Origin of the sequence: Hymenobacter siberiensis, from assembly GCF_018967865.2 — a bacterium.
Classification (GTDB): Bacteria; Bacteroidota; Bacteroidia; order Cytophagales; family Hymenobacteraceae; genus Hymenobacter; species Hymenobacter siberiensis.
Genome location: NZ_JAHLZY020000001.1, coordinates 1,083,609 through 1,104,524, shown reverse-complemented (window position 1 = coordinate 1,104,524; position 20,916 = coordinate 1,083,609). Strand labels below are relative to the sequence as shown.

The window sequence follows — 20,916 nt, the reverse complement described above, 5'->3', positions numbered from 1 at the left end:
TGCTATACGGTATTCTCTTCACTTGGCCGGCTCATACCACAAAAAAGCCGCTCCTGCCAGGCAGGAGCGACTTTCGGCCAGATGCTAACGGTTGCTGCGGCGTTACGCCACTGCGCCTTCGGCCAGCACTATCACGTTGTTACGCAGCACTTCCACCACGCCGCCTTCGATGCGGATAACCTCGCGGCCACCGGCACCGCCGGTCAGCGTCACGTCGCCGGCTTTCAGCGCGGCAATGAGCGGAGCGTGATTATTCAGCACTTCAAACGCGCCATTGGCCCCCGGAAACTGGGCCGCCGTCACTTCGCCTTCGAATACCTTGCGGTCGGGGGTGATGATTTCTAAATGCATTTCTTTAAATGTGGGGAATGTGATGATGTGAAAATGTGGAAATGTGGCTAGTGTATTGATTTGTTGACAATCAATTTTCACATCACCCACATTCCCACATTCTCCACATTTAAAAAATTACTTGGCTTCTGCAATCAGGCGCTCGCCTTTGGCCACGGCATCCTCGATGTTACCAACGAGGTTGAACGCCGCCTCGGGGAGGTGGTCGTACTTGCCGTCGATGATTTCGTTGAAGCCTTTGATGGTGTCTTTGATATCAACCAGTACGCCTTTGAGGCCGGTGAACTGCTCAGCCACGAAGAAGGGCTGCGACAGGAAACGCTGCACGCGACGGGCGCGGTTCACAACCTGCTTATCCTCTTCGCTCAGCTCGTCCATACCCAGAATGGCGATGATGTCCTGCAATTCCTTGTAGCGCTGGAGCAGCTCTTTCACGCGCTGGGCGGTGTTGTAGTGCTCGTCGCCGAGGATGTCGGCCGACAGGATGCGCGAGGTCGAGTCCAGCGGGTCAACGGCCGGGTAGATGCCCAGCTCAGCGATTTTGCGGCTCAGTACCGTCGTGGCGTCCAAGTGGGCAAAGGTGTTGGCCGGGGCCGGGTCAGTCAAGTCATCAGCCGGCACGTAAACGGCCTGTACCGACGTGATAGAACCGCGCTTGGTGGAGGTGATACGCTCCTGCATGGCACCCATTTCGGTGGCCAGCGTAGGCTGGTAACCCACGGCCGAAGGCATACGACCCAAGAGAGCCGATACTTCCGAACCTGCCTGCGTGAAGCGGAAAATGTTGTCGATAAAGAACAGGATGTCGCGGCCGGCACCGGTGCCGTCGCCATCGCGGAAGCTCTCGGCAATGGTCAGCCCCGACAGGGCCACGCGGGCACGGGCTCCGGGGGGCTCGTTCATCTGGCCGAACACGAGGGTAGCCTGCGATTTTTCCATCGCCGCCATGTCCACCTTGCTCAGGTCCCAGCCACCTTCTTCCATCGAATGCTTGAAGGCATCGCCGTACAGAATGATGTTGGACTCAATGAATTCACGCAGCAGGTCGTTGCCCTCACGGGTACGCTCACCCACGCCGGCAAAAACCGACAGACCTTCGTAGGCCTTGGCCACGTTGTTGATAAGCTCCTGAATCAGTACGGTTTTGCCTACGCCGGCACCCCCGAACAAACCAATCTTGCCACCCTTCACATAAGGCGCGAGCAAGTCGATAACCTTGATACCGGTGAAGAATACTTCCGAAGAAGTAGCCAGCTCCTCAAACGCCGGGGCGTTGCGGTGAATGGACAAGCGCGGCCCGCTCTTGGGCTGCGGGATGCCGTCAATGGCTTCGCCAATCACGTTGAACAGGCGGCCTTTCACGCCGTCGCCGGTGGGCATCGAGATGGGAGCACCCAGGTCGCGTACTTCCGCGCCACGGGCCAGGCCCTCGGTCGAGTCCATGGCAATGGTCCGAACCCGGTCCTCGCCCAGGTGCTGCTGGCATTCCAGCACTACCACTTGGCCGTTCTCTTTGGTTACTTGGAGGGCGTCGAGAATGTTGGGCAGCTTCGTGTTTTCACCCGCGAAGCTCACGTCCACGACGGGTCCGATGACCTGGGTGATTTTGCCGGTATTGGCCATTTGGTTGTATTTATGATGAAGTTGATGCTCTTTTCAGGCCGCAAAATTACGGTAGAAGCGTGGCTTTTCCAACCATAACGTTTGCGGCACCCGGCCCAACTATAAATATTCTACCCAGCCCCTACCCCGTGAAAATCAGGCATCAATGAGATGAAAGCCGCTTTCGGGGGTGATACCGACGATTTTTTCTTCAATTTTTTTTCAAAAAATCCTTGCACCGAATTTTTCCGGTAGTACATTTGCACTCCCAAACGGCATGTAGCCAACTGGAAAATTGTCCGATGGTGTAACTGGCAACACGCTTGATTTTGATTCAAGAAAGTCCAGGTTCGAGCCCTGGTCGGACAACTTCGACACCGCTCGACAACTTTAGCAAAGGCGCTGGCTTCTCCCTCCCCGGGAGTAAGTTAGTGCCTTTCGCTATTTATTCCTCATCACGCTGCCGCCTGTTGCTCTGCTTAAACCCGGATTAACAGGCGGTTTTGCTTTATCCTTCCCTTTATGGACCCGCACGCTAAACTATTCGCCGGCAGCGCCTCACAGGAGCTGGGCCACAAAATTGCCGCCGCTTTTGGCCAGCCCCTGGGCGACCTCACCCTTCAGCGCTTCGCCGACGACGAGCTCAGCCCCAGCTTCGACGAAAGCGTGCGCGGCTGCGAGGTGTTTCTTATCCAAAGCACTTTTCCGCCCTCCGAGCACCTCATGGAGCTCATGCTGATGGTGGATGCCTGCAAGCGCGCCTCGGCCCACAAGGTGACCATCGTGATGCCCTACATGGGCTACGCCCGGCAGGACCGCAAAGACAAGCCCCGCGTGAGCATCGGGGCAAAGGTCGTGGCCAACATCATCCAGAGCGTGGGCACCGACCGCCTGATGACCTGCGACCTGCACGCCGGCCAGATTCAGGGCTTCTTCGACATTCCGGTCGACCACCTCGACGGGGCCACTGTCACGGCTCCCTACATCCAGTCACTGAACCTGAAAAACCTGATTTTCGCCTCGCCCGACGTGGGCGGCGTGGTGCGGACCCGCGCCTTCGCCAAGAAATTTGGAGCCGAAATCGTGGTCTGCGATAAAATGCGTGTGCGGGCCAATGAGATTGCCTCCATGCAGATTATCGGCGACGTGAAGGGCATGGATGTGGTGTTTGTGGACGACATGGTGGACACCGCTGGCACCATTTGCAAAGCCGCCGACCTGGTGATGGAGCGCGGGGCCAACTCGGTGCGCGCCGTCATCACGCACCCCCTGCTGAGCGGCCCGGCCCACGCCCGTATCCGCGCCTCGGCCCTCACCGAGCTGATTACCACCGATACCATTCCGCAGCGCGAGGTGAACGATAAAATCCGGGTGATTTCGCTGGCTCCGCTGTTCGCTGCCGCCATCCGCAACGTGGTGACGCACGAGAGCATCAGCTCGCTATTCGTGTAGACACTGGCCTGATTGACTTTACCCCGGCACGTCGTGCTGAGCGCTGCTTCGGCCGCGTTTAGCACGACGTGCTCTTTTTATCCCCGATGCCCTACCGTATCTGATAAGATTGGCACAATTTTGTAGAAAGACTTCCCGACTGGAACTTTTTTCTGCAAACGTGATGAACAAGCTTTACACTTCCACCTTCACCCTTTAAGTCGCGCTGCTGCTGAGTGCCTGCGCGTCCTCGGTTCACATTCGGGCGCTGGCCCCGGCGGCGATGCCTATGCCAGCCAACCTGCAAAGTGTGGCCACGGCCAACCGCATTATTCCGAAGTCGCGGCGCGATAAATTCTTCGATGCGCTGGAAGGCGCTTTCACCGGCGAAGGCATTGGCGTGGACCGCGCCGGGGCCGACGAGTGCCTGAACGTGGTGGGCCGGGCGCTTTATGTATTCCGGTGTTCGTATTCGGTGCCGCAGGAACCGGGGGCGGCCGAAGATACCCGCCATTTCTTCACCACCATCGAGTTCAATCCCATTAAGCCGTAGGTTTTTATAGCACTAACCCGTACCTTTGCGGCCCGTTTGCCTCCAACATTGGAGGCGAACGGGCCATTTATCATCCCCCAAAAACCACTTTTATGAAAAGCCTCGAGATTGTAGGGTTTAAAAGAGCGAATCTCGGTAAAACGGACGCCAAGGCATTGCGCCTCGACGCTCAAGTACCGTGCGTATTGTATGGCGGCACCGATACCGTGCACTTCTCCGTGCCCGCTATCCTGTTCCGCGAACTGTTGTACACGCCGGAGGCGCACATTGTGGACCTGAACGTGGAAGGCACGCTGTACAAGGCAATTGTGCAGGACGCCCAGTTCCACCCCGTAAACGAAATGCTCCTCCACGTTGACTTCCTGGAGCTGGAAGAAGGCAAAGAGGTAAAAATGGACATCCCCGTGAAGTACATCGGCGTTTCGCCGGGCGTACTGGCCGGTGGCAAACTGGTGAGCAAGCTGCGCAAAGTGCGCGTGCGTGCTACGATGGACAACCTCCCCGACTACGTGGAAGTGAACATCGGCACCATGGAGTTGGGCAAATCCATCAAAGTGGGTGCCGTGGAGCCGAAGGGCTACACCATCCTCACCAGCGCCGAGGCGCCTATTGCCACCATCACCATCCCGCGTGCCCTGAAAGGCGAGCTGGCCGCTGGCAAGTAATCCTGAACCGCAGCTTTAACGGAATAGACAGACTCTCCCGATTCTTTCATCCATTAAACTACGCTTCAACCGAAAAGCCGCTCCAACTTTGGGGCGGCTTTTTATTTGCGCTGCGAAAAGGTCGCGCTTTGCCATTATCGAGTGGCAGCAGCTTCTGAGAATTGACGCCAGAATCTGTGCAATCCGTTAAATCCGTTAAATCTGCGGTTCAGATGAAATTTTTGGTTCTCTGCCTGGGCAATATTGGCCCCGAATACGCCGATACCCGCCACAACATCGGCTTCATGGTAGCCGATTATCTGGCCGCCAAATTCGACGCGCCGCGCTTCGAAATTGGCCGCCACGCCTTCACCACCGAGTTCAAACACAAAGGCCACACCTACGTGCTGGTGAAACCTACTACCTACATGAACCTCAGCGGCAAAGCCGCCGCCCACTGGCTGGCCACGCTCAAAATCACGGCCGAAAACATGGTCGTCGTGACCGATGACCTGGCCCTGCCCTTCGGTAAGTTGCGGTTGAAAGGCCAGGGCTCGGCCGGCGGGCACAATGGCCTGAAGGATATTCAGGCCACGCTGGGCAACGATGTGTATGCCCGCCTGCGCTTCGGAGTAGATGCCAATTTCCCCAAAGGCCGGCAGGTGGATTATGTACTGGACCCGTTTTCGAAAGATGAATTAATTGAATTGCCCACGCGCATTGAAAAAGCCGGCGAGGCGGTTTTGGCATTCGGCGCGATGGGGCTGGAACGGGCGATGAATGTGGTGAACGTGAAGTAAGCGGCTGGACGACATAAAAAGAACGTCATGCCGAGCGCAGCCGAGGCATGACGTTCTTTCTGACTTACGCCACGCTGCTGCCGTTGCGCACGGGCTTACCGGGCTGCATGAGCGCGAGGCTACCATCGGCATTCTCGGCCATGAGCAGCATGCCCTGGCTTTTGATGCCTTTGATTTCGCGGGGCGCGAGGTTTAGCAACACCTGCACCTGTTGGCCAATCAGGGCCTCGGGGATGAAATGCTCGGCGATGCCGCTCACGATGGTGCGCTCTTCCAGGCCCAGGTCGACGGTGAGCTTGAGGAGCTTTTTGGTTTTGGCTACTTTCTCGGCGGCCGTAATGGTGCCGATGCGCAAATCCATCTGGCCAAAATCATCGAACGAGATATCGTCTTTGGCCGGCGTGACGGGGGTGTTGGCCAACTGATTTTCCTTTTTGGTGTCGAGCAATTTCTGCACCTGGGTTTCCACCACGGCATCTTCAATTTTACCGAAGAGCAGCGCGGCTTCGCGCAGCTGGTGGCCAGCCGGAAGGGCGTCGGGGCGGCCGGCACTGGACCAGTTTCCCAGCTCCAGATTGAGCATGGTGGCCAGTTTCTGGGCCGATTCGGGCAGGAAAGGCTCCAGCAGCGGGGCCAGACCAGCGGCAATCTGCAGCGACACATTCAGCACGGTGCCGGTGCGGACGGCATCGGTTTTGATGAGGTGCCAAGGCTGGGTTTCGGCCAGGTATTTATTGCCAAGGCGCGCCAGATTCATTACCTCAGCTAGAGCATCGCGGAAGCGGTAATTTTCAATCAGCTCGCCAATTTTCGCCGGAAATTCGGAAGCCTGGGCCAACGTAAGCCGGTCAATATCCTGCAATTCACTTACTGCCGGTACTTTGCCTTCGAAGAATTTGTGCGTGAGTACGGTGGCACGGTTCACGAAATTGCCGAGTGTGGCCACCAATTCGTTGTTGTTGCGCGCCTGAAAATCTTTCCAGGTGAAATCGTTATCCTTGGTTTCGGGGGCATTGGCGCACAGCACGTAGCGCAACACATCGGCCTGACCAGGGAAATCCTGCAAATATTCGTGCAGCCACACCGCCCAGTTGCGCGAAGTGCTGATTTTATCGCCTTCAAGGTTCAAAAATTCATTAGCAGGCACATTATCCGGCAGAATAAATTCGCCGTGCGCCTTCAGCATCACTGGGAAAATAATGCAGTGGAAAACGATGTTATCCTTGCCGATAAAATGCACCAGCTTCGAGCCGGCATCTTTCCAGTATAATTCCCACTCGTCGGGGAAGGCTTCTTTGGTGGCTGATATGTAGCCGATTGGCGCGTCAAACCACACGTAGAGCACTTTGCCTTCGGCGCCGGGCACTGGCACGGGCACACCCCAGTCGAGGTCGCGCGTGACGGCGCGGGGGTGCAGGCCCTGGTCAATCCAGGATTTGCACTGGCCATACACGTTGGTTTTCCAGTCGTTTTTGTGGCCCTCAATTATCCATTCGCGCAGCCAGGGCTCGTATTGGTCGAGGGGCAGAAACCAGTGCTTGGTATCGCGCAAAATGGGCTGCGCGCCGCTGAGCATGGAGCGCGGATTAATTAATTCGGTCGGGCTGAGCGAAGTACCGCAACGCTCGCATTGGTCGCCGTAGGCATTTTCGTTGCCACAATTGGGGCAGGTGCCCACAATGTAGCGGTCGGCCAGAAATTGCTGCGCTTTTTCGTCGAAATACTGCTGGGTAGTTTGCTCGATGAACTTGCCTTCGTTATTCAGCTTGGTAAAAAAACTACTGGAAACCTCGGCGTGCGTAGCCGACGACGTGCGCGAATACACATCGAACGAAACGTTGAAATCTTTGAACGAATCCCGAATCAGGGCGTGGTATTTATCGACCACCTGCTGGGGCGTAACACCTTCTTTCTGGGCCCGAATGGTAATGGGAACGCCGTGCTCATCGGAACCGCAAATAAATTTTACATCACGGCCGGCCGAGCGCAGGTAGCGCACATAAATGTCGGCGGGCAAATAAACCCCGGCCAAATGCCCGATGTGCACCGGCCCGTTGGCATAAGGCAAAGCAGCGGTAACGGTGTATCGCTTAGGAAGAAGTGCCATAAAAATCAAAAATAAAAAGGCGGGGATGCGAGGATTAATTTTCGCAGAAAATCAGGGCAATTATTCCCCGTTGCAAAGAAACGATTAAAAAAAGTACAGTATTAAATCAACAAAAAAACCGAGCAAACCGTTTGACGCTTAAATGATTTTATATTTGAGCGTGCTTAATTAAAATGTAGCGCCACTCAATCGACTTCCTTTCGCCTATTTCACCCTTCACTAATCAATTTTTTTCAGATGAAAAAACCTGCTTCTCCGCTTAAAACGGAAAAACGTGCGAAACGCACACCGGAAGATAAAGCAGCCCGTAAATCGGCCAAAAGTGCAGGCCGCGCCTCCGCTGACTTGAACGACGAACGCGCCAGCAAAAAAGCCAGCCAGAAGAAATCCCTCAAGTCGGCCGCCAAGCAATTGCAAAAGGAGCTGAACGGCCGCATGAATGAAGTAGTGGCACGCATCCGCAAAGAAACGAAGGCCAAGCTGAAGGAAGTGGTGAAAGAAGCTACGCGCCGCCTCGATGGCGACACGGAGCGCATGTTTGAGCAGGCCCTGCACACGATTGTGCGGCATTATGACTCGGTATCCGGCGCGGCCGCTACCGACAATAGCCCGAGCGAAGCCCCTGCTCCGGCCGCAGCTACCGGCAAGCCCACGGCAGGCGGCAAAAAAAGCCCCACGCTGAACAAAGATGGCACGCCCCGCAAGGCCCGCGCCCTCCGCGATGCCGATGAGGAAACGACCGCAACGGCTGCCAGCGGCCGGGGACGCAAGCCCAGCACCACGGCTACCAAAAGCAAAGCCACCGGCGCTAAGCGTGGTCCCAAGCCAGCCGCTGCTGCCGCCTCGGCCGGCACGGGTGCCAAGCGGGGCCCCAAGCCCCGCGCTCAGGCGGCACCCGCCCCCGAGCCCGCAGCAACCGGCGTTATGAGTTCGGCCGATAGCCCTGGTACGGGCGAGGCAAGCGAATAGCCTGCTTCAGCCACAGTGCTGCTAGTGGCAGAAAGCCCGCTCCGAATAATCGGGGCGGGCTTTTTTGTTGCACCCGTTCAGGAAGTGCTGAGAATTATGCAGCCCGATATTCTGGCGGGCCTGCCACGCAGCTTTGATGCTGCGGGCGGCACATCAGGGCCGGGGGGTGGTATTCAATGGCACGGGAATATCGGTATTGAGGCGTTTCAGACGGGTTTCGGGCGTGGTGTTGTTGGGGTCGTTGGTATTCACGCTTTCGATGCGCTTCTGGCTGTTGATGCTGGCCGCCTGCTCGCCGAGGCGCACGCGGTTGGGCGTGGCATCGGGCACGGCGTAGCCATTGCTGGTGCCCGCGCCGTTGCTGTTATAGATGGCGCGGCGGTCGGCATCGGTGCGAACCTCGGTGGGCGTGCTGGTGGGCGCGGCGGTTTCCGAGTTTTTCTCCGATACCGAACAGGCCGAGAGCAAGGCAGCGGCCCCGAGCATCAGCCAGGGGCGGGCAGTGAATAATTGAAAAGTCAGCATGGCCGGATAAGTAAAAAGGAGGCAGCCAGGCGGCTGCCTCCTTCAAACGGCGGGTAAGACCTGGTGGTTGGCGGACTACGCCAGCATGGGGCTGGGCTGGGTGGGCCTGATGCCGTCCCAGAGGGCCATACGGGCTTCCAGGCACTCGATAGTGACTTGCTGGGCATCCTGCCAGCGCTGGGGGTCGTCGGCGCACAGCTCGCGCACCATTTGCTGGGCCAGCGGGGCGTGCACTTCCTCGTCGAGCTGAATGTGGCGGTCGAGGTAGTACGTGAACGTGTCGAGCTGGCCGGGGAATCGGTCGCGCAGCTCGCCTACCAACTGGCGGAACATGGCCGGAATCAAATCTTCACGCCCAAAAGTGAAGGCGGACGCCACCGCGTGCGCCTTGCCGGATTCAATAATTCGAAACGTGGTTTCGACGAACTGGCGCACCGACTCGGGAGCTTGCGCATCGGTGAGGGCCTGGGAAACCGGGCGGCCGGCCCCTACTGCCGCTACCAGCCGGCGAATGGGCTGGGTGTTGGCCCCACATTCTTCCATGGCCCGCATGTAAAGCTCGAAATGGCTGGTGGGTTGGCCCTGCGGGTCGAGGTCGGTTTCCTCTTCCAGCACAATCTCGTTGATGAGGCGGCGCGTGGCCGGGTTGGCTGTGGGCACCCACGGCACATCGACGCAGGTCAAATCGCGTTGCAGGGCTTTGAGCAGCGACATAAAATCCCACACGGCAAAAACGTGGTGCTCCATGAACTGACGCAGGTCGGCCATGGTCTGGAGGCGGTAATACAGCCCGTTATTCAGCAATAGCTGGCGGGTATTGGCCACCTCCTGCTGCAAATATTCGATGGGGTCCAGAACATCTTCCATATGACATCTTTTTATAACTATTTGAACACGACTAATTCGCTACTACGTATAACAATAAGCCCTCAAAATGGTTTATACAAACGAAAAACCCCTTGGCTTGGATTGCCAAAGGGTTTTTCGTTTGTTAATTTTCCCAGGAAAGCACTAGGCTTTCTTTTATTTCTTCTCAAAAACCAGCGCATTGCCGTCCATGCAGTAGCGTTGGCCGGTGGGCTTGGGGCCGTCGTTGAAGACGTGGCCGAGGTGGCCGCCGCATTTGGCGCACACAATCTCGTCGCGGCTCATGCCAAAGCTGTTGTCTGCAGCCACCTTGACACTGGTTGCAGCGGCCGGGGCAAAGAAACTGGGCCAGCCGGTGCCCGACTCAAACTTGGTATCGGAAGTGAAGAGCAGGTTGTGGTCGGCGGCGCAATAATAGGTGCCGACGGCGTGATTATCGTGGTATTTGCCGGTGAAGGGACGCTCGGTGCCTTGCTCACGCAGAATGTAGTACTGGTCGGGCGTGAGGAGTTTTTTCCACTCGGCATCGGTGTGACGCACCGCAAATTCGTCGGGCTTGCCGGTGAGGGGCTGCGCCTGGAAGTAAGTTTTGCCGCCCACGGTGCGGGCTGGGGAGGCCGTATTGGCGACTACGTCGCGCTTTTGCGAGCAGGCCGAGTTGAGCGAGAGCACCGAAACAAATAATATCAGCAGGGAAAAGCGCATGGTTGGGATGGGGTTTTAATGACAACTGACCAACATACGGCGGCAGCGTCCGGTTTGGTCGTGAGGTCAGACGAAATAACGCCGGGAACCTTACGCCCCAGCTAATCGATTTAGGGCGACAGGCTTGGCTGTGCGGCAGGGTGCGGCAGCGGGGCTTGAGTTAAGAGTTGAGTATCACAAGGCTTTGCGCGTTTTTATCTGTACCTTTGCACCCGCAAAACCAACCCATATGGCCAACAATATTCGTAACATTGCCATCATCGCTCACGTTGACCACGGCAAGACTACTCTGGTGGATAAGATTATCCACGCATCCAAGATTTTCGATGCGCACCAGCACTTCGACGACCTGATTCTCGACGACAACCCCCTGGAGCGCGAGCGTGGTATTACCATCGTTTCCAAAAACGTATCGGTACGCTACAACGGCACCAAAATCAACATCATCGACACCCCTGGTCACGCCGACTTCGGCGGTGAGGTAGAGCGCGTGTTGAAGCTGGCCGACGGCGTGCTGCTGCTCGTGGATGCCTTCGAAGGCGCCATGCCGCAGACCCGCTTCGTGCTCAGCAAAGCCATTGCCCTGGGCCTGAAGCCCATTGTGGTGGTGAACAAAGTAGACAAGGAAAACTGCCGTCCCGACGAGGTGCACGAGCAGGTTTTTGACCTCATGTTCAACCTTGGCGCTTCGGAAGACCAGCTCGATTTCGTGACTTTGTACGGTTCCTCGAAGCAGGGCTGGATGAGCACCGACTGGAAAGTGAAGACCGACAACCTGATTCCGTTGCTCGACGCGGTTATCTCGTCGATTCCGCCCGCGCCGACCTTGGAAGGCACGCCCCAGATGCAGATTACCTCGCTCGACTACTCGTCGTTCGTGGGTCGTATCGCCATCGGCCGCGTGCACCGCGGCACGCTGAAAGAAGGCTCAAACATGAGCCTGATGAAGGCTGACGGCAGCATCAAAAAAGTAAAAATCCGCGAGCTGCACATATTTGAAGGCCTTGGCCGTGTGAAGGTGGACTCCGTGAGCAGCGGTGAAATCTGCGCTGTGTCGGGCATCGAAGGCTTCGACATTGGTGACACGCTGGCCGACGCTGATAACCCCGAGCAATTGGAGCGCATCAGCATCGACGAACCGACGATGAACATGCTGTTCACCATCAACAACTCGCCGTTCTTCGGCAAGGAAGGCAAGTTCGTGACCTCGCGTCACCTGCGTGACCGTTTGTTCAAAGAAACCGAGAAAAACCTCGCCCTGCGCGTGGAGGCCACCGATAAAGAGGATACGTTCCTCGTGTTCGGCCGCGGCATTCTTCACTTGTCCGTACTCATCGAGACCATGCGTCGCGAAGGCTACGAGCTGCAGGTGGGCCAGCCCCAAGTGTTGTTCAAGGAAGATGATAACGGCAAGCGCACCGAGCCAATCGAATTGCTGGTAGTGGACGTGCCCGAGGAATCGGCCGGCAAGGTAATCGAGCTGGTGAGCATGCGCAAAGGCGAAATGACCATCATGGAGCCCAAGGGCGACTTGCAGCACCTGGAGTTCACCATCCCGTCGCGCGGTCTGATTGGCTTGCGTAACAACGTGCTGACTGCCACCGGCGGCGAGGCAATCATGAACCACCGCTTCGTGGATTATGAGGAGCATAAGGGTCCGATTCCCGGCCGTATTGCTGGTTCGCTGATTTCGCTGGAAACCGGCGCCGGCACGGCTTACACGATTGACAAGCTGCAGGACCGTGGTTCGTTCTTCGTGGACCCGGGCGAGGAAGTGTACGGCGGCCAGGTTATCGGCGAGCACACCCGCCCCAATGACCTGACGGTGAACATCCAGAAAGGCAAGAAGCTGACCAACATGCGTGCTTCGGGCACCGACGACAACGCCAAAATCACCCCCAAGCGCCAGTTTTCGCTGGAAGAAGCCATGGAATACATCCAGAAGGATGAGTACCTGGAGGTGACGCCGAAGTCGATTCGGATGCGCAAGATTCTGCTCGACGAGAATGAGCGTCTGCGCTACGCCAAGCAGGCTGACTAATTGCCGCCTGATTTTATAAGCAAAACGCCCAGCTTCGAATTCCGAGGCTGGGCGTTTTGCTTATGAGTAGCTGCGAATGCGAACGGTGCGTTATTTTTACTGATTGTTCGCTGAACAATTGGTTTTCTTTCCTGCCACGCTTCCCCGTATGCTTAAAAAATCTACCCTGCTACCGTTGCTGGCCCTGCTCATCATGGCCCGGCCGGGACGAGCCCAGTCGCCAGCTGCAACGATGACCGAACACCCGGACAAATCTGAATACAAGCTCTCCCGCGCGGGTTTTGAGGACGCTTATGCATTTAATGACACAGCGCGCGCCATCATCCGCATGTACTACGCCAAGTGGAATACCGGCCGCAACATTATGCGCTTTGCCGCGATTCCGGTGCCGTTGGTAACCGTTGTTGGGCGACACTACGAGCCGAATCCGGCTACGTATGGTGTCACGCCCAACTACAACGCTTATTACTACGATTCGTGGGTTGCACCCATGGCTTTTAGCTTGTTGGGCGTATCGGTGTTTGGAATGGTGCGGGCCATTAACAACGGCCGCGACCAACTGTATCAGACCATCCGGCAGTACCATGCCACGCGGCGGCTGCCGCTGTCGATACGCCCGGCCGCACTGGTTCCTTATCTGCTGGAAGTGCAGCAGGAGGGCGTCCAGCCCCGCTAAATTTTAATTTATGACGAATTTGAAATCCCTCGAAAATCTGAGCCGCTTCGTGCAGCTTTTTACGCTGAATAATACCGAAGCTACCCAGCGCGTAACCGAGCGGCTGGCGCTGGTGCTGCACGACCCGGCTGCCTATCAGGAGCAGTTTGCCGAGGAGTTGGAAGAGCGCAGCGTCGTGGCTGTTCTGCCGGCGCAGGAGCTGCGCGATTTGGCCCTGATTGATGCGCTGCTGGCTGAAGAGCTGCTGTGGGAAAGCGACTGGAAGGACCCGGCGGCCGACCTGGTTTACGGCATTAACGAAACGCTGACGCAGCAGAAGAAATCAATACGGCTGCATGCGCCCGCCAGTGGGCGCGCCACAGTGGCCGGCCCCGAAGCGCTTGACATTGTGCAGGACCTGGCGGAGCCGATGGGCCTGGCAGTGGTGCTGTTTACCTTGGACAGCGACTCGTATGCCTTGAGCGTGGTGGTCGATGCACAGGCCGAGGAAGCCCGGCAGCTGGCACTGGAACTGGGCTTTGGATTGACGGTGTACTAACGCCAACGGAGCAGGATAATCGATTGTGTAAAATTGGGGGCACGTACCTTGCGGCTCCGACTACACTCCTATCCTACTCGCTTATGCTGCTAAAAAACCTGTTGGCCGCTGCCCTGCTGCTGGCCAATACCGCTGCCGACGCTCAGAACCGTCACGAGTATTTACTCGATTCGAACTGGAAATTCTCGAAGGGCGATGTGCCGAATGCAGCCAGAACCGACTTTGCCGATGCCAAATGGCAGACGGTGAGTGTCCCGCACGACTGGGCCATTGTGGGGCCGTTTAGTGGGAACAATGACTTACAGGTCGTTAAAATCGAGCAGAACCAAGAGCAGAAGGCCACGCAGAAATCGGGGCGCACGGGCGGGTTGCCGTTTATCGGCACGGGCTGGTACCGGCGGCGGCTGGCAGTGCCGGGCTTTGGGCCGGGGCAGCGGGCGGTGCTGCTCTTTGATGGAGCGATGAGCAACGCGCATGTTTTTGTGAATGGTAAGGAAGCCGGATTCTGGCCGTATGGCTACAACTCGTTTTCGCTGGACATTACTTCCTTTTTAAAGCCGGGCGACGGCAACGTGCTGGCCGTGCGCCTGGAAAATCAGCCCGAGGCTTCGCGCTGGTACCCCGGCGCGGGCCTCTACCGCAACGTGCACCTGGTGGTGACGGATGCCGTGCACATTCCGGTGTGGGGCACTTACCTGACCACGCCTGAAATCACGGCCGCGCAGGCCCAGGTAGTGCTGAAAACCACGGTGGAAACGCCGGGCGGCAAGCTCCAGCCGTTGCGGCTCGATACCGAAATTCGCGACGCGGCGGGCATGTTGGTGGCCACGACCAGCACGGCGCTAACCAACGGGCTCACGTTTGAACAGCGCCTGACGGTGCCGCAGCCCCGGCTGTGGTCGCCGGAAACGCCGGTGCTCTACACGGCTTCGTCGAAGCTGTATGCGGGCAAGGCGCTGAAAGACGCTTATAAAACTACGTTTGGCATTCGCTCCTTCAAGTTCGAGAAGGGTGTGGGCTTTTCGCTGAACGGGCAGCCGCGCAAGTTCAAGGGCGTGTGCAACCACCATGATTTGGGGCCGCTGGGCGCGGCGGTGAACACGGCGGCATTGCGCCGGCAACTGACGCTGCTGAAAGATTTGGGCTGCGATGCCATTCGGACTTCGCACAACATGCCCGCACCGGAGCTGGTAGCGCTGTGCGACGAGATGGGCCTGATGCTGATGGTGGAGTCGTTCGACGAGTGGAAATCGCCCAAGGTAAAAAATGGCTACAGCCAGTATTTCGATGCGTGGGCGGAGAAGGACCTGGTGAGCATGGTGCACCACTACCGTAATAATCCGTCGGTAATCATGTGGAGCATCGGCAACGAGGTGCCCGACCAAAGCAATGCCAACGGTCCCATTATTGCCCGGCGCTTGCAGGACATCGTGCACCGTGAGGACCCCACCCGCCCCGTGACCATGGGCCTGGACCGCTTCGACGACGATTTCAAGTACGGCATCGCGGCCGTGCTCGACATTCCCGGCTTCAACTACAAGCCCCACCGCTACGCCGAAGCCCTGGCCAAGCTGCCGCAGGGCTTCCTGCTGGGCGCGGAAACGGCTTCGACGGTAAGCTCGCGCGGGGTGTATAAATTTCCAGTCGAGAAGGCCAAGCAGAAGCAGTACCCAGATAATCAGTCGTCGTCGTACGACCTGGAGGCCTGCGTGTGGTCGCAGACGCCGGACGAGGAATTTGCCGCGCAGGACGACCTGCCGAACGTGATGGGCGAGTTTGTGTGGACGGGCTTCGACTACCTCGGCGAGCCCACGCCTTATGACGAAAAATGGCCCTCGCACAGCTCCTACTTCGGTATTCTGGATTTGGCGGGCATGCCCAAGGACCGGTACTACCTCTACCGCGCCCGTTGGAACACGGCCAGCCCAACGCTGCACCTGCTGCCGCACTGGACCTGGCCCGGCCGCGAAGGCCAAACCACGCCGGTTTTTGCCTACACGAGCTACCCCTCGGCCGAGCTGTTTGTGAACGGCCAGAGCCAGGGCCGCCAGACCAAAGCCTCATCGGACCAGCCCCAGACCCGCTACCGCCTGATGTGGAACGATGTAAAATATACGCCCGGCACCCTCAAAATAGTGGCCTACGATGCCCAGGGCAAAGCCGCGGCCACCGAAGAAGTACGCACGGCGGGCGCGCCGCACCACATCCGACTGGTAGCCGACCGCACCGCCCTGGCCGCCGATGGCAAAGACCTGGCCTTCATCACGGCCCGCGTAGAGGATGCCCAAGGCAACCGCTGCCCCGACGCGGCACAGTCGCTCAGCTTCACGGTGAGCGGCGCGGGCAGCTTCCGGGCCATCGGCAACGGCGACGCGACTTGCCTGGAGCCGTTTCAGCAGCCGCAAATGCGGGTGTTTCAGGGACAGCTGGTGGCCATTGTGCAGGCTGGCCAAAAAGCCGGCACGGTGCAGGTGAAGGCCACGAGCCAGGGATTGCAAAGCGGCTCATTGGAACTTTCGACCCAACGGACGCAGTAGTTACGGCAGCTATTTGCAAGTGGGCGAAGTTCGGTTTCGCCTTATCTTATTCCAAGTCTTACCGTTTCCCAACCCGATTTTATGGAACCCCGAGATGAGCGCGATTTACCAGAAGTAGTAGCCGAGATTCTGATTGAGCAACACGCCATGCGTGAGGACATTGCAGCCCTACGCCGGGAAATGGGAGAACAGATTGGCGGCTTGCGCGAAGAAGTTGGCGGCTTGCGCGGGGACGTTGTCGGCTTGCTCCAGGACCTCCAAACCGGTTTGGATAACCTTGCGCAAACATTTAATAGCATGACCAACGCCATTTTGGATGCGATGAACCGGGGCAATGACCGTTACAACAGTTCCGACCAGCAAATTAAGCAACTGGATACCCGCGTGACCAAGCTGGAGAATCCCGACGCCGCCTAACTAGCCGTGCGTTGGCGCACGGCCTCAAACGCCAGCACGGCCCCGGCCACACTCACGTTGAGCGAGTCGATGCGGCCCATCATGGGGATGATGATGGTTTCGTCGCAGGCGGCGAGGGCGGCCGGCGTGAGGCCGTCGGCTTCGGTGCCGAGCACGAGGGCCGTGGGCTGACGGAAGTCGCAGTCGAGATAGGAATGGGCCGTGGGCGTGAGGGCGGCAGCGTAGCTACGAATGTGCTTTTCACGCAGGAAGGCCGTGATTTCAGCCATCGGCGCGGCAATGACGGGCACCGAGAACACACAGCCGATGCTGGACCGGATGGTATTGGGATTGTAGAGGTCGGTGCGCGCATCGCCGATGAGCACGGCATCGACGGGGGCGGCGTCGGCGGTGCGGAGGATAGCGCCGAGGTTGCCGGGCTTTTCCACGGCTTCGAGCACGAGGAGCAGCGGGTTGGCGGGCAGGCGGAGGTCGGCCAAGGTGCGGGCGGGGGTGCGGAGCACGGCCAGCAGGCCATCGGAGCCTTCACGGTAGGCCACTTTCTCGAAGACGGGGCGCGTGACTTCAAACCACTCGGGCGCGTCTTTTTTGCCGGAAAACAGACTTTGTAACTCAGCCATACCGTTTTCGCCGGCCAGCTCGGGACAGGAATAAATGGTGGCTACCGGCACGCCGGCCTCCACGGCAATGGTGAGCTCGCGCAGGCCCTCGACCAGGGTGAGGCCAAGGGCACGGCGCTCGGCCGATTTCTGCTGGAGCTTCAGGAGCTGCTTAATGCGGGGGTTCTGGGGGCTGCTGAGGCGGTCGAGGGGAGCAAAAGACATGGGGCAAAGATACCGGGCCAGCGGCCGGAGCCAACCCGGCGGCGGTGAGTCGCGTAGGGCCGGCCACTACCTTCGCTGCCGATGAACATCAAATCGAACACCAAATCGAACACCAAAATTATTGTGGGCTTTGCCCTGGCCGTGGGCGTGCTGCTGCTCACGGCAGCGGCTTCGTTCTGGAGCATCCGGGGCCTGAGCGTGCAAACCCGAAACGTGGAGCACACCTACCAGGTGCTGCAGGAGGCCGAAACCATTACGGCGGTGCTCAAAGATGCCCAGGCAGGCACGCGCGGCTACCTGCTCACCGGCGACACGGTGTACCTGCGGCCCTACAGCATGGCCACCGGCCAGCTGCCCGCCGCCCTGGAACGCGTGCAGGCCCTGACGGTGGACAACCCCGACCAGCGCGCCCGCCTCGATTCGCTACGCGGCCTGGTGGAGCAGGAATTCCGCATTCTGCGGCCCCTCACGGAGATAAAAAAAGCCATGAGCCAGTCGGCCATGCAAACGCTGCTCGACACCGACCGCCAGACCCTGCGGCAGGTGCGGCTGCTGTACGCCCGCATCAAAACCAGCGAGCTGGCCCTGCTGGCCCAGCGCAGTGCGTTGCAGGATGTTTTTGAAAAAGCCACGCCCATCGTGGTGCTGGTTTCGGCGGTGCTGGCCGTGCTGATTGTGGTGTGGCTGGTGATAAAGGTGGTGAAGGAGCTGGAAGACAACCGCCGCCTGCAAAGCGAGCTGGCCGAAGTGAACGCGCAGGTGAGCCGCCGCATTGCCCAGATTCGGAAGCTGGCCGAGCAGGTGGTACAAGGCGACTACACGGTTAAAATCACGGATGATGCCGAGGACAACCTCGGTGGCCTGGCCGCGTCGCTCAACCACATGACCCAGACGCTGGAAGGCAGCTTCAGCGCCCTGGAAAAGCGCAACCGCGAGCTCGACCAGTTTGCCTACGTGGCTTCGCACGACCTGAAAGCGCCGTTGCGCGGCGTGACCACCATCGTGAAGTGGATTGAGGACGAGCTGGCCGCCGAGCTCTCGCCCCAGCTCCGCACCTACCTCGACCAGATGAAGGGCCGCCTGGCGCGCCTCGAAGACCTGATAAACGGGCTGCTGGCCTACGCCCGCGTGGGCCGCACCGCGCAGTCGCGCGAGGCCGTGAACGTGCAGCAGCTTCTGACCGCCGTGGCCGACTTGGTGGTGCCGCCCGATTTCACGCTGCGCATCGGTCCAGATATGCCTACCTTCGAAACCGACCGGCTGAGCCTGCAACAAGTCTTCACCAACCTGCTCTCGAACGCTGTGAAATACCACCAGCGCGGGGCCGGCCAGCTGGAAGTGACATGCCAGGACATTGGCCGGTGCTATGAGTTCCGGGTGCAGGACGACGGCCCGGGCATCGCCCCGGAATACCACCAGAAGATTTTCCTGCTCTTTCAAACCCTGCGCGACCGCCACACGGCCGAAAGCACGGGCATCGGGCTGAGCATCGTGCAAAAAATTATTAACGAGCAGCAGGGCACTATTCGCGTCGAATCGGCTGTGGGGCAGGGGGCTGGTTTTATCTTTACGTGGCCGAAATAAGGCAATTTGAATAACGGCGAGCAGAACCGTCATTTTTATCCGTCATCCTTCGCAAGCTCAGGATGACGGATAAAAATGACGGGCGAGCTTATAGCTACCCACTACTCATTACCCTATACATGCGCTCTGTTTTACTAGTTGAGGACGATATTTTTGATACGATGACGGCGGAAAAATCCTTCGCCAGATTCAACGTGCCGCACCAGCTGCACACCGCCTTCAACGGCGAGGAGGCTCTGGACCTGCTCCTAGGCCGCAACGGCGCGGAGGCGCTGCGCCCCCTGCCCGAAGTCATTCTGCTCGACCTGAACATGCCCCGCATGAACGGCATCGAATTTCTGACCGAGCTGCGCGGCAACCCCGAATTCCACCATATTCCGGTGTTCATCACCACCACTTCCAGCATGGAGGAGGACCGCGCCGACGCCACTACCCTGGGCGTGAGCGGCTATATTCTGAAGCCGCTGGATTTTGAAACCGGCAACGACCTGTCGGACAGTCTGAGCCTGCTGGAGAAGCTGCTAAAGTAGCGCCGGACGGGGCCGGCACGCTTGCGGGTTCACCTGCGCTTCACGATAAAAGTGCGGAATTTACAGGCGTTTCCCAACGTTGGATTTTCGCGGTTAGCTGGCCCGATTGCGGCGCGGCGGCGCGTGGTTCGGTATTATTGGCGGGACATGGGTACCTTGTTCGGCCTGTTGGTCCTAATTGCTGTCCTTCCGTATGAAAATTCCCGTTTTATATCCGGCCCTGCTGCTGGTTTTGCTGGGTGGGCGCGCGGCGCAGGCCCAGGACGATGGCCCCCGCCAGCTGGGTGCGCCGCCGGCCATGCCCACGCCCGTGCGGCCCCGTCCGGCCCCGTCCCCGCGCCAGCTGGAAGCCGTACCCATGGCCCCGCCCGACTCTTCGCGCCGCACTGCGGTAACGGCGCCGCTGCCCGGCCCCATGGCCGCGCCGGCTCCCGTGTACGCCCCCACGGCGGCCGGCCAGCTGCCGGGCAATAATACCCGCGCGCCCCGCTTCCAGGTGGGCCTGAAAAACGGGATGATATACTCAGCCAATGACGTGGAAACGAAGAATCCGCTTTTCGGCCGCTCCTATCTGCTGCTGGATGGGCGGCAGAAGTTTGAGCTGGCGGAAATCGGGTTTTACGAGGATGAAACCGGCCATTACGTGCGCACCACGCTGCCCAACTCCTCGCGGGAAACCACGCTGCGCCGCGAGAAAACCGGGCGCATCAGCCTGTACTCCATCACCTCTTCGCAGTACAGCTCGGGGCCGGGCGGGTTTGGGGGCTACCCGGGCTATGGCTACGGTGGCTATGGCATGGGCTACGGCGGGTTTGGCGGATACCCCTACGGCGGCTACCGCACCGTGAAAACCGAATACTTTTCCAAAGACAATGGCCCTATTCAAAACCTAACCAACAACAACCTGATGCTGGCCACCCGCGACAATGCCGGGTCGCAGGAGCTGCTGCTGGATTCGCGCCGCTACCAGCGCCTCACGCTGGGCAGCTACGTGGTGGGCGGCGGGCTGCTGGTGGCCGGGCTGTTTCAGTCGCTCCGCCCCGGCGATGGCCAAGCCGGCATTTCGCCGCTGGTTTACGCGGCTATTCCGGTGCTCATCGTGCCCATCGTGCTGCAAAGCAAGCAGTCTAATAACCAGCGCCAAGCCATTGCGCTTTATAACTCGACGCGGTGAGATTGTCATTCGGAGCATTCTGCGTTTAAGTAGTCAGTCAT

The 20,916-nt window shown here is 58.7% G+C and carries 20 protein-coding genes and 1 tRNA gene; 14 read left to right on the top strand and 7 right to left on the bottom strand.

Features of this window, described 5'->3' with window-relative positions:
• Positions 1-102: 102 nt before the first annotated feature.
• Positions 103-351, bottom strand: coding sequence for an ATP synthase F1 subunit epsilon (gene atpC, locus KQ659_RS04860; RefSeq protein ID WP_216690050.1), 249 nt, complete (start codon positions 349-351; stop codon positions 103-105).
• A 117-nt stretch (positions 352-468) separates the two neighbouring features.
• Positions 469-1,974 (bottom strand): F0F1 ATP synthase subunit beta, encoded by a 1,506-nt coding sequence (gene atpD, locus KQ659_RS04855; RefSeq protein WP_216690051.1) that lies wholly within the window; start codon positions 1,972-1,974, stop codon positions 469-471.
• Positions 1,975-2,249: 275 nt separating this feature from the next.
• On the opposite strand from atpD, the gene KQ659_RS04850 reads away from it, so the two are divergent.
• The 5 genes from KQ659_RS04850 to pth all read left to right on the top strand — a co-directional run bounded on the left by KQ659_RS04850 (position 2,250) and on the right by pth (position 5,381).
• Positions 2,250-2,322, top strand: a tRNA-Gln gene (locus KQ659_RS04850).
• Between the two features lie 153 nt (positions 2,323-2,475).
• Complete coding sequence (locus tag KQ659_RS04845) at positions 2,476-3,405, top strand: ribose-phosphate pyrophosphokinase (protein WP_216690052.1); 930 nt, start codon at positions 2,476-2,478, stop codon at positions 3,403-3,405.
• Positions 3,406-3,667: 262 nt separating this feature from the next.
• Positions 3,668-3,937, top strand: coding sequence for a hypothetical protein (locus tag KQ659_RS04840; protein ID WP_216690053.1), 270 nt, complete (start codon positions 3,668-3,670; stop codon positions 3,935-3,937).
• A gap of 92 nt (positions 3,938-4,029) precedes the next feature.
• A complete protein-coding gene (locus KQ659_RS04835) occupies positions 4,030-4,602 on the top strand; it encodes a 50S ribosomal protein L25/general stress protein Ctc (RefSeq protein WP_216690054.1) in 573 nt (190 codons plus the stop codon).
• 212 nt (positions 4,603-4,814) lie between these two features.
• The gene (gene pth / locus KQ659_RS04830; protein WP_216690055.1) at positions 4,815-5,381 is read left to right on the top strand and encodes an aminoacyl-tRNA hydrolase; all 567 of its coding nucleotides are present in this window, start codon (positions 4,815-4,817) and stop codon (positions 5,379-5,381) included.
• Between the two features lie 64 nt (positions 5,382-5,445).
• On the opposite strand, the gene metG is transcribed toward pth, so the two are convergent.
• On the bottom strand, positions 5,446-7,488 hold the full coding sequence (gene metG, locus KQ659_RS04825) for a methionine--tRNA ligase (protein WP_216690056.1): 2,043 nt from the start codon (positions 7,486-7,488) through the stop codon (positions 5,446-5,448).
• A 345-nt stretch (positions 7,489-7,833) separates the two neighbouring features.
• Between metG and KQ659_RS04820 the strand changes: the two genes are divergently transcribed.
• Entirely contained in the window at positions 7,834-8,457 is a 624-nt protein-coding gene (locus tag KQ659_RS04820; RefSeq protein ID WP_216690057.1) for a hypothetical protein, read from the top strand.
• Between the two features lie 153 nt (positions 8,458-8,610).
• Here KQ659_RS04820 and KQ659_RS04815 read toward each other — a convergent pair whose 3' ends face one another.
• The 3 genes from KQ659_RS04815 to msrB all read right to left on the bottom strand — a co-directional run bounded on the left by KQ659_RS04815 (position 8,611) and on the right by msrB (position 10,554).
• Positions 8,611-8,982 (bottom strand): hypothetical protein, encoded by a 372-nt coding sequence (locus tag KQ659_RS04815; protein ID WP_216690058.1) that lies wholly within the window; start codon positions 8,980-8,982, stop codon positions 8,611-8,613.
• 75 nt (positions 8,983-9,057) lie between these two features.
• A complete protein-coding gene (locus KQ659_RS04810; RefSeq protein WP_216690059.1) occupies positions 9,058-9,849 on the bottom strand; it encodes a DUF3050 domain-containing protein in 792 nt (263 codons plus the stop codon).
• A gap of 156 nt (positions 9,850-10,005) precedes the next feature.
• A complete protein-coding gene (gene msrB, locus KQ659_RS04805) occupies positions 10,006-10,554 on the bottom strand; it encodes a peptide-methionine (R)-S-oxide reductase MsrB (protein WP_216690060.1) in 549 nt (182 codons plus the stop codon).
• Positions 10,555-10,783: 229 nt separating this feature from the next.
• On the opposite strand from msrB, the gene typA reads away from it, so the two are divergent.
• The 5 genes from typA (at position 10,784) to KQ659_RS04780 (ending at position 16,763) form a co-directional block, all read left to right on the top strand.
• Positions 10,784-12,595 (top strand): translational GTPase TypA, encoded by a 1,812-nt coding sequence (gene typA, locus KQ659_RS04800; protein ID WP_216690061.1) that lies wholly within the window; start codon positions 10,784-10,786, stop codon positions 12,593-12,595.
• Between the two features lie 148 nt (positions 12,596-12,743).
• A complete protein-coding gene (locus KQ659_RS04795) occupies positions 12,744-13,271 on the top strand; it encodes a hypothetical protein (protein ID WP_216690062.1) in 528 nt (175 codons plus the stop codon).
• Between the two features lie 10 nt (positions 13,272-13,281).
• Positions 13,282-13,809 (top strand): DUF6630 family protein, encoded by a 528-nt coding sequence (locus tag KQ659_RS04790; RefSeq protein ID WP_216690063.1) that lies wholly within the window; start codon positions 13,282-13,284, stop codon positions 13,807-13,809.
• 83 nt (positions 13,810-13,892) lie between these two features.
• Complete coding sequence (gene galB, locus KQ659_RS04785; RefSeq protein WP_216690064.1) at positions 13,893-16,346, top strand: beta-galactosidase GalB; 2,454 nt, start codon at positions 13,893-13,895, stop codon at positions 16,344-16,346.
• Between the two features lie 81 nt (positions 16,347-16,427).
• Positions 16,428-16,763, top strand: coding sequence for a hypothetical protein (locus tag KQ659_RS04780; protein WP_216690065.1), 336 nt, complete (start codon positions 16,428-16,430; stop codon positions 16,761-16,763).
• On the opposite strand, the gene KQ659_RS04775 is transcribed toward KQ659_RS04780, so the two are convergent.
• Complete coding sequence (locus KQ659_RS04775; protein ID WP_216690066.1) at positions 16,760-17,587, bottom strand: TrmH family RNA methyltransferase; 828 nt, start codon at positions 17,585-17,587, stop codon at positions 16,760-16,762. The genes KQ659_RS04780 and KQ659_RS04775 overlap by 4 nt on opposite strands.
• 81 nt (positions 17,588-17,668) lie before the next feature.
• Between KQ659_RS04775 and KQ659_RS04770 the strand changes: the two genes are divergently transcribed.
• The 3 genes from KQ659_RS04770 (at position 17,669) to KQ659_RS04760 (ending at position 20,875) form a co-directional block, all read left to right on the top strand.
• Positions 17,669-19,171 carry a sensor histidine kinase gene (locus tag KQ659_RS04770; RefSeq protein ID WP_216690067.1) on the top strand — a complete coding sequence of 501 codons (1,503 nt, stop codon included), beginning with the start codon at positions 17,669-17,671 and terminating at the stop codon, positions 19,169-19,171.
• Positions 19,172-19,290: 119 nt separating this feature from the next.
• The gene (locus KQ659_RS04765) at positions 19,291-19,701 is read left to right on the top strand and encodes a response regulator (protein ID WP_216690068.1); all 411 of its coding nucleotides are present in this window, start codon (positions 19,291-19,293) and stop codon (positions 19,699-19,701) included.
• A 193-nt stretch (positions 19,702-19,894) separates the two neighbouring features.
• Positions 19,895-20,875: a hypothetical protein gene (locus KQ659_RS04760; RefSeq protein ID WP_216690069.1), complete on the top strand. Its 981-nt coding sequence runs from the start codon at positions 19,895-19,897 to the stop codon at positions 20,873-20,875.
• The last annotated feature ends 41 nt before the right edge of the window (positions 20,876-20,916 follow it).